Annotated in this window: 1 protein-coding gene; it reads left to right on the top strand. The window is 75.7% G+C overall.

Annotated elements, in window-relative coordinates; all coding sequences use genetic code 11:
* Positions 1–107: 107 nt before the first annotated feature.
* Entirely contained in the window at positions 108–434 is a 327-nt protein-coding gene (locus FOE67_RS28145; RefSeq protein WP_182667611.1) for a hypothetical protein, read from the top strand.
* Positions 435–503 lie beyond the last annotated feature (69 nt).

Raw genomic sequence — 503 nt, 5'->3', positions numbered from 1 at the left:
CCGCGGGACTGACCGGGGGCGCACCCGCCCGGCTGCGTCGGTCCGCCCCGTCCCCGTTCGTACCCGTCCGGCTCCCTCCGCCGTCCCCGGCGGGCGGAGCCGGCGCCGTGACCGCACCATGGGAGGGCAGCACCCCACACGACGGCGAGGAATCGGAGGAACGACCGATGCGCCATCTCATGCGGGCCGAGACCGTCGGGACGCCGGGCACCCCGGGCGACACCGGGAGGGCCGACGGCCCCCGGGACGGGCGGGGCACCGACACCGCCGTGGCCGTGAAGACCTGGCACATGGTCCGGGGACAGGAGACCCGCGCCATGTGCGGTCGTCAACTGGCCGCCGATTCCATCACCCGCTCCGACGAGGACTGGGGACGCACCGAGGAACCCATGTGCCACACCTGCGGCGCGCTCTACCTGCGCGAGGTGCCCTGACCCGCGGTCGGCCCCGGGCCGGTCGCCGGAGGGGTTGTCGGTGCCCCGGGCCACACTGCACCCATGAGC

The organism is Streptomyces calidiresistens (assembly GCF_014141525.1).
Lineage (GTDB): Bacteria > Actinomycetota > Actinomycetes > Streptomycetales > Streptomycetaceae > Streptomyces > Streptomyces calidiresistens.
The sequence above is the reverse complement of the archived record's forward strand: the minus strand, read 5'-3'. Positions and strand labels throughout refer to the sequence as shown.